We start from the raw sequence: 7,329 nt of genomic DNA on the forward strand, positions 1-7,329 counted from the left end.
ATGACTATCTCAACGTGGCCCTTGATATCGCGGACTGGTCAAAAGTCTCCGACCGCATCGACGGCACCGTGTTCGACCAGCCGTTCGCGTCGCAGCAGGAAGCCGCCGCCGCGCTGCAGGATTTCGAGATCATCTGCGCGATGCGCGAGCGCACGCCGTTTCCGCGCGCCCTGTTCGCCGCCCTGCCCCGGCTGAAGCTGTTCATCACCTCGGGCATGCGCAATGCCGCGCTCGACCTGGAGGCGGCGAAAGATCAGGGCATCGTGCTGTGCGGCACGCAGTTTTCCCGCGACCCCACCGCGCCCCTGACCATGGGCCTGATCCTGGAACTGACCCGCAATATCGGCCGCGAGAACGCCCGCATGCATGCCGGCGAGCCCTTGCAGAAATTCGCCGGCGTCGAGATCGAGGGCAAGACGCTCGGCGTGATCGGCCTCGGCAAGCTGGGAGCCAAGGTGTCGGGGCTGGCGCAGGCCTTCGGCATGAACGTGATCGCCTGGAGCCAGAACCTGACGCCGGAGCGCTGCAAGGAGGTCGGGGTCGGTTACGCCAGCAAGGAGGAATTGTTCGCCACCGCCGACATCGTCACCGTCCATGTGGTGCTGAGCCAGCGCTCGCGCGGGCTGGTGGGGGCCGCCGATCTCGCCCGGATGAAGCCGACCAGCTACATCGTCAACACCGCGCGCGGGCCGATCATCGATGAAGACGCCTTGCTGCAGACCTTGCAGCAGCGAAAGATCGCCGGTGCCGCGGTCGACGTGTTCTCGGTCGAGCCGCTGCCGGTCGACCATCCGTTCCGCAAGCTCGACAACCTCGTGCTGACCCCGCATCTCGGCTACGTCACCGAGGAAAGCTTTCGTCACCACTACGGCCAGATGGTCGAGGGCATCGACGCCTGGCTCAGGGGCGAGCCGCTGCGACGGCTGGCGTAGGAGTCGTCAAATCATCCACTGCCGTCATCCTGAGGTGCGAGCCGTCTTCGGCTCGCCTCGAAGGATGATTGGAACGTGCGGCCATCCTTCGAGGCGCGCAAGAGCGCGCACCTCAGGATGACGGCGGTGCAAAATGTGAGATTTTACCTGACCGTCACCGGGGCGGGCAGCGGCGGCACCACGGTCGGCTGCATGCCGGGTACCGGGGCGCCCGATGCCTGCGCCGGGCCCGAAGCGGGCAGCGGCTGCGCCGAGGCGGTCGTGGTTGTCGCCGGCGGAGCGCCGCCGGGAAGCACGACCACGCGGGTGCCGACCTTGACCCGCTCGAACAGGTCCGAGACGTCATCGTTGAGCATGCCGATGCAGCCCGAGGAGACGAACTTGCCGATGGTGGACGGCTGGTTGGTGCCGTGGATGCGGTACACGGTGGAGCCGAGATACATGGCGCGCGCGCCCATCGGATTGCCGGGGCCGCCCGCCATGAAGCGCGGCAGATAGGGCTGCCGTTCGATCATCTCGGTCGGCGGATGCCAATCCGGCCACTCGGCCTTGCGCGTGACCTTCTGCACCCCGTTCCAGGTGAAGCCGTCGCGGCCGACGCGGACGCCGTAGCGGATCGCGCGCCCGTTGCCCAGGATGTAATAAAGGTGCGTGTTGGGGGTATCGACAACCAGCGTTCCCGCCGGTTCCTTGGTGGCATAGGCCACTTCCTGCTTGCGCAGGTGCGGCGGCAGTTGCGCCGGGCCGACTTCGGGCTGTTCTTCGGGCGGCAGCGCCGACAGCACCAGCGGACGGCCGTCAGTCCCTTGCGCACCCTGCGCAGGTCCCAAGGTGCCGGTGACGCCGGCCGGCTCGCCGACGGCTCCCGGCGGACGCAGCGCGCGAGGGTCCTCGTAGCCGCGATCCGAATAGGTCTGTTGCGGCGGACCGCCGGGGCGGTCCGAATAGATCACCGGCGGCGGTCCGGCGGGACGGCCGTAACGCGGATCGTCCGGCGACAGGATCGGGCCGGGGGTGCGGTCGGAATAGATGACAGCCGGCGGTCCGGCTGGACGGCCGTAACGCGGATCATCCGGCGACAGGATCGGGCCGGGCGCGCGGTCGGAATAAACCGGCCGGCTGTCAGGCCTCCCGTAACGCGGATCAACCGGCGCAATCGCCGGACCGGGCGGGGACAGCGCGGTGGCACCCGGCGCATCGTCATCGTCATCCAGCGCGTCGAAATCGGGGGCGCCAGGCGCGCGCCGTTCATCCACGATGTAGCCGCCGGGCGGATAGGGCGCCGGCGATGCCGAATAGAGCGAACCCGGGGGCTGCGAATAGCCCTGCGCCAGGGCCAGAGAGATCCCCAGCGAGGTTCCCGCGGCGCCCGCCGCCATGGCTGCACAAATCGTCAGAATGCGTTTGATCATCATGGCTCTTGTATAGACCCCAAGCCCACACCGGACCGTTAATGGCAGATGGCGGAAGATAGCGGCGCATTCAAGACAAATCCGCGAAATCAGGCCCGATTCCGGGATATTGTGATGGCGCGGGTGCCGTTGCAACAGTGCCGCACCCCGCAAGAAAACGGGGGCGGCGGGGTCCGGTCCGCCGAATTGGTGCAAACAACGGGCAAGCGGTTGCGCTATCCTGAAAACAGCCTGATTCGTGCGCGCCGGCGGCGGCCCGCGACGCGAAGCCGGCCAATCGTGTGGTCACCGCGTTCCCCAGGGTTCAAGAGGCCTTCCCGGATCAGCCGGGAGGGCGGAAATCGCGTCCATGCTCCCCGGCTTCCGTTTTCTGCTCGCCGCCATCGTCTTGTCGATCTCGGTCCTGGTGTTCGGGCTCGGCGCGGCGGCCCTGCTGCGCGCCGCCCACGAGGAATTCGCCAGCACCCCCGCATGGCGCGTGGCGCCGGAGCCGAAATTTGCCCGGCAGCAGGATACGACGCCGGAAGTCCCCGTGCTGGCGCTGCTGCGGGTCGAACCGGAGCCGGCGCAGCCGGCGGCCGCGGACAATGTTCCGGCGGTCGCGGCGCCCGCCGAGCCACCGGCGATTGCCGCAACGCCGGATCAGCCCGGGGAAGTCGCGGCGCTGGAGCCGCAGGACAAGACCCCGCCGGAGGCGATGCAGCCCGACATCGCAGTCGCGGATACTCCTGTGCCGAACGAGGCGCCGGTCGCCGACACCCCCGCCCCCGCGGAGGAAGCCAGGATCGCAACGGCGGAGCCGGCCCTGCCGCCCGCCAACGAGGCCATCGCGCCCGCACCCGAACCAGCGATCCTGCCGCCCGCGGCCGACACCGATATCTTCGCAGCCCGGATCGCCGCCTTGGGCGGTACGCCCGTTGCGGTCGAGCCGCCCGTCACGGTCGAGACGCAGCCGGCGGCGAAGGCCGCCAGCGCCAAGCCCGACCCGGAGGCGCGCAAGAAACGGCTCAAGGCGCGGCGCGCCAAGGAGCGGCGCAGGTTGGCGCTGCGCGCGCGGCAGGCCGCGGCTCGCCAACAACAGGCCGCCGATCCGTTCGCGCAGCCGACGATCACCCCGCGCAGCCGTTAAGCGATCGCGATCAGGCCGGACCGGTCGCGATCGGCGGACCCTCGGGCAGGCCCCATTCGGCCCACGAGCCGTCATAGAGCGCCGAGCCGCGCACGCCGAGCCGGTACAGCGCCAGCGTCAGCACCAGCGCGGAGACGCCGGAGCCGCAACTGGTCACGATCGGCCGGGTCAGCTCGACGCCCGCTGCCGTGAACGCCTGGCGCAAATCCTCCAGCGGCTTCATCGTGCCGGTGCCGGCGTCGAACAATTCACTGTACGGCACATTGCGGCTGCCCGGGATGTGACCCGAGCGGCGGCCCGGCCACACCTCGGCGACCGTTCCCTCGAAACGCGGCCGGGCGCGCGCATCGACCACCTGCTCCGCCCCGGTTGCGAGATTGTCCACCAATTGCTGCTGGCTGCGGACATAGCCGGAATCGAGCTTCGCCTGGAATTTGCCGGGCTTCGGCGCGACCTTGCCGGAATGCGTCGGGCGGCCTTCGCGCAGCCATTTCTTCAGGCCGCCGTCCAGCACCTTCACATCGGGATGGCCGAACGACAGGAACATCCACCACGCCCTTGGCGCCGCGGTCCAGCCGCCGGAATCATAGGCGACCACGGTGTCGTCGGAGGAAATGCCGAGCGCCGCGACGTCGCGCGCGAACTGCGCGGCATCGGGGAACATATGCGGCCGCGGGTCATCGGGATCGGCAATGGCGTTGACGTCGAAAAACACCGCGCCCGGGATATGCGCGCCGAGATAGTCCTCCGCCGGCAGCGGCAGCACGCCGGGCAATTTGGAGGAGGCGTCGATGATCCTGACTTTCGGGTCTTCGAGCCGGGCGGCGAGCCAGTCGGTGGAAACGAGCGGATCGTCGGTGGATGATGTCATCGTGCCAATTCCTTGTTGTCATTCCGGGGCGAGCCGAAGGCGAGAGCCCGGAATCGGAAATTGTTAGCTCGGGATTCCGGGTTCGCGCTGGCGCGCGCCCCGGAATGACGAAGGAAGCTTCAACCCTTCTTCTTCGGTTCCCATTTTTCCACCGGGCCGCCAGCGTCGCGCCAGGCGGCGAAGCCGCCGGCCACATGGGCGACCGGCTTCAACCCCATGTCCTGCGCGGTCTTGGCCGCCAGCGCCGAACGCAGGCCGCCGGCGCAGTGAAAGATGAATTTCTTGTCCTCCTGGAACAGCGGCTTGGCATAGGGGCTCGCCGGGTCGATCCAGAATTCGAGCATGCCGCGGGTGCAGGAGAACGCGCCGGGGATCCGGCCTTCGCGCTCGATTTCGCGGGGATCGCGGATATCGACGATGACGACGTTGTCGCTGCGGGCGGCATCGATCGCCTCGGCCGCGCTCAAGGTCTCGATCTCGGCGTTGGCGGCGTCCATCAAGGCCTTGATGCCGGTGTGGATGGTCTGGGGCATTGAACCTCCCTCTTTTGCCGCTTACACCGTCATTCCGGGGCGCGTCGAAGACGCGAACCCGGAATCCCGATCAGTTCATTTCCAACTACAGCGAGATTCCGGGCTCGCGCGTTTCACGCGCGCCCCGGAATGACGACAATCCATTACCGCACCAGTTCCTTCATCGCACCTTCGAGGCCTTCGATCGTGATCGGGTACATGCGCTCGGAGAACAGCCGGCGGATGATGGTGGTGGATTCCGAATAGTCCCAGTGCTTCTGCGCCACCGGGTTGAGCCAGACCGCATGCGGATAGGTCCGGGTCACGCGCTCCAGCCAGACCGAGCCGGCTTCCTCGTTGACGTGCTCGACCGAGCCGCCGGGCACCATGACTTCGTAGGGGGACATCGAGGCGTCGCCGACGAACACCACCTTGTAGTCGTGCGGATATTTGTGCAGCACGTCCCAGGTCGGCGTGCGGTCGGTGAAGCGCCGCTTGTTCTGCTTCCAGACGCCCTCGTAGAGGCAGTTGTGGAAGTAGAAATACTCCATGTGCTTGAATTCGCTCTTCGCCGCCGAGAACAGCTCCTCGACCTGCTCGATATGCGAATCCATCGACCCACCGATGTCGAAGAAGACCAATACCTTGACTGCGTTGCGCCGCTCCGGGCGCATATGGACGTCGAGATAGCCGTGGTTGGCGGTCTCGCGGATGGTGGTGTCGAGGTCGAGTTCATCGGGGGCGCCGGTGCGGGCGAATTTGCGCAGGCGCCGCAGCGCGATCTTGATGTTGCGGATGCCGAGTTCGACATTGCCGTCGAGGTCCCTGAACTCGCGCTTGTCCCACACCTTGACGGCGCGGTTGTTGCGGTTCTTGTCCTGCCCGATCCGCACGCCCTCGGGATTGTAGCCATGGGCGCCGAACGGCGAGGTCCCGGCGGTGCCGATCCACTTGTTGCCGCCCTGATGCCGGCCCTGCTGCTCCTTCAGGCGCTGGCGCAGCGTCTCCATGAGCTTGTCCCAGCCCATCGCCTCGATCTGCTTCTTCTCGTCCTCGGTGAGATATTTCTCGGCCAGCTTCTTCAGCCATTCGGCGGGAATGTCCGCCTTCTCCATGGCGTCGAGCAGACTCTCCAGCCCCTTGAACACGGTGCCGAACACCCGGTCGAACTTGTCGAGGTTGCGCTCGTCCTTCACCAGCGCCGCGCGCGACAGGTAGTAGAAATTCTCCACGGTCTGCTCGGCGAGGTCGGCGTCGAGCGCCTCCATCAGCGTCAGATATTCGCGCAAGGTGACCGGGACCTGGGCATCGCGCAGCGATGTGAAGAATTGCAAGAACATGCGCTACAGATTGCCCGCCGGACCGCGAACGTCAAGGGCCTTGCGCGCCTCCAGGAGGCCTAGACCTGCCGGGTTTTTCAACTAGAATTGCCCGCATCGGGGCTTTATCAGCGGGGCGGTATCAATGAGTATCCTGGCGGCAATTGTAATCGGCGCGATCGCGGGCTGGCTCGCCGGCCTGATCGTGCGCGGCGCCGGCTTCGGGCTGATCGGCAACATCGTGATCGGCATCATCGGCGCGCTGGTGGCGAGCTGGATATTGCCGCAACTGGGCGTCAGCCTCGGCGGCAGCGCGATCCGCGATATCATCAACGCCACCATCGGTGCGGTGATCGTCCTCGTCATTCTCTCGCTGGTCAGACGCGTCTGAGCAGCTTCCCACCCGTGGCGACCGCCGATCCGGCGGTCGTTTCCTTTAGAGACCGTGGCGCGGCGTCGCGCTCAAGAACAAGCAGCAAGGCAACCACTCAATGAAGTTTACCGGCACCAAGAATTACGTCGCCACCGACGACCTCAAGATCGCCGTCAACGCCTCGATCGTGCTGGAGCGACCGCTGCTGATCAAGGGCGAGCCCGGCACCGGCAAGACCGTGCTGGCCGAGGAAGTCGCCAAGGCGCTCGGCGCGCCGCTTTTGACCTGGCACATCAAGTCCACCACCAAGGCGCAGCAGGGCCTCTACGAATACGACGCGGTGTCGCGGCTGCGCGACAGCCAGCTCGGCGACGCCAAGGTCTCCGACATCGCCAACTACATCAAGCGCGGCAAATTGTGGGAGGCCTTCACCCACGAGAAGCGCCCGGTGCTGCTGATCGACGAAATCGACAAGGCCGACATCGAATTCCCCAACGATCTGCTGCTCGAGCTCGACCGCATGGAATTCTTCGTCTACGAGACCGGCGAGAACATCAAGGCGACGTTGCGTCCGATCGTGATGATCACCTCGAACAACGAGAAGGAGCTGCCGGACGCGTTCCTGCGCCGCTGCTTTTTCCACTACATCCGCTTCCCCGATGCCACCACGATGAAGAAAATCGTGGACGTGCATTTCCCGGGCATCAAGCAGGAATTGCTGGCTTCTGCCATGCGCCACTTCTACGAAGTGCGCAATCTGCCGGGCCTGAAGAAAAAACCC

The 7,329-nt window shown here is 66.3% G+C and carries 8 protein-coding genes; 4 read left to right on the top strand and 4 right to left on the bottom strand.

The features are described from left to right. The coding region (locus tag Q8R73_RS02575) for a D-2-hydroxyacid dehydrogenase family protein (RefSeq protein ID WP_305717990.1) at window positions 1-932 on the top strand (932 nt) is incomplete at its 5' end. Between the two features lie 143 nt (window positions 933-1,075). Here the strand turns inward: Q8R73_RS02575 and Q8R73_RS02580 are convergent. Next, window positions 1,076-2,344 carry a L,D-transpeptidase gene (locus tag Q8R73_RS02580; RefSeq protein WP_371126014.1) on the bottom strand — a complete coding sequence of 423 codons (1,269 nt, stop codon included), beginning with the start codon at window positions 2,342-2,344 and terminating at the stop codon, window positions 1,076-1,078. A gap of 349 nt (window positions 2,345-2,693) precedes the next feature. Here Q8R73_RS02580 and Q8R73_RS02585 point away from each other — a divergent pair, with 349 nt between their 5' ends. Further along, window positions 2,694-3,473 carry a hypothetical protein gene (locus Q8R73_RS02585; protein ID WP_305717992.1) on the top strand — a complete coding sequence of 260 codons (780 nt, stop codon included), beginning with the start codon at window positions 2,694-2,696 and terminating at the stop codon, window positions 3,471-3,473. Between the two features lie 10 nt (window positions 3,474-3,483). Here Q8R73_RS02585 and sseA read toward each other — a convergent pair whose 3' ends face one another. The 3 genes from sseA to Q8R73_RS02600 all read right to left on the bottom strand — a co-directional run bounded on the left by sseA (window position 3,484) and on the right by Q8R73_RS02600 (window position 6,196). Continuing rightward, complete coding sequence (gene sseA, locus Q8R73_RS02590) at window positions 3,484-4,344, bottom strand: 3-mercaptopyruvate sulfurtransferase (RefSeq protein ID WP_305717993.1); 861 nt, start codon at window positions 4,342-4,344, stop codon at window positions 3,484-3,486. A 119-nt stretch (window positions 4,345-4,463) separates the two neighbouring features. Continuing rightward, window positions 4,464-4,877, bottom strand: coding sequence for a rhodanese-like domain-containing protein (locus Q8R73_RS02595; RefSeq protein WP_305717994.1), 414 nt, complete (start codon window positions 4,875-4,877; stop codon window positions 4,464-4,466). A gap of 143 nt (window positions 4,878-5,020) precedes the next feature. Then, window positions 5,021-6,196: a VWA domain-containing protein gene (locus tag Q8R73_RS02600; protein WP_305717995.1), complete on the bottom strand. Its 1,176-nt coding sequence runs from the start codon at window positions 6,194-6,196 to the stop codon at window positions 5,021-5,023. 124 nt (window positions 6,197-6,320) lie between these two features. On the opposite strand from Q8R73_RS02600, the gene Q8R73_RS02605 reads away from it, so the two are divergent. Together Q8R73_RS02605 and Q8R73_RS02610 are read left to right on the top strand one after the other, a co-directional pair. Further along, window positions 6,321-6,566, top strand: a complete 246-nt coding sequence (locus Q8R73_RS02605) for a GlsB/YeaQ/YmgE family stress response membrane protein (protein WP_305717996.1) — start codon at window positions 6,321-6,323, stop codon at window positions 6,564-6,566. Window positions 6,567-6,666: 100 nt separating this feature from the next. Further along, window positions 6,667-7,329: MoxR family ATPase (locus Q8R73_RS02610; protein WP_305717997.1), on the top strand; the 663-nt coding region annotated here is incomplete at its 3' end.

Origin of the sequence: Bradyrhizobium sp. (assembly GCF_030697065.1) — a bacterium.
GTDB lineage: Bacteria > Pseudomonadota > Alphaproteobacteria > Rhizobiales > Xanthobacteraceae > Bradyrhizobium.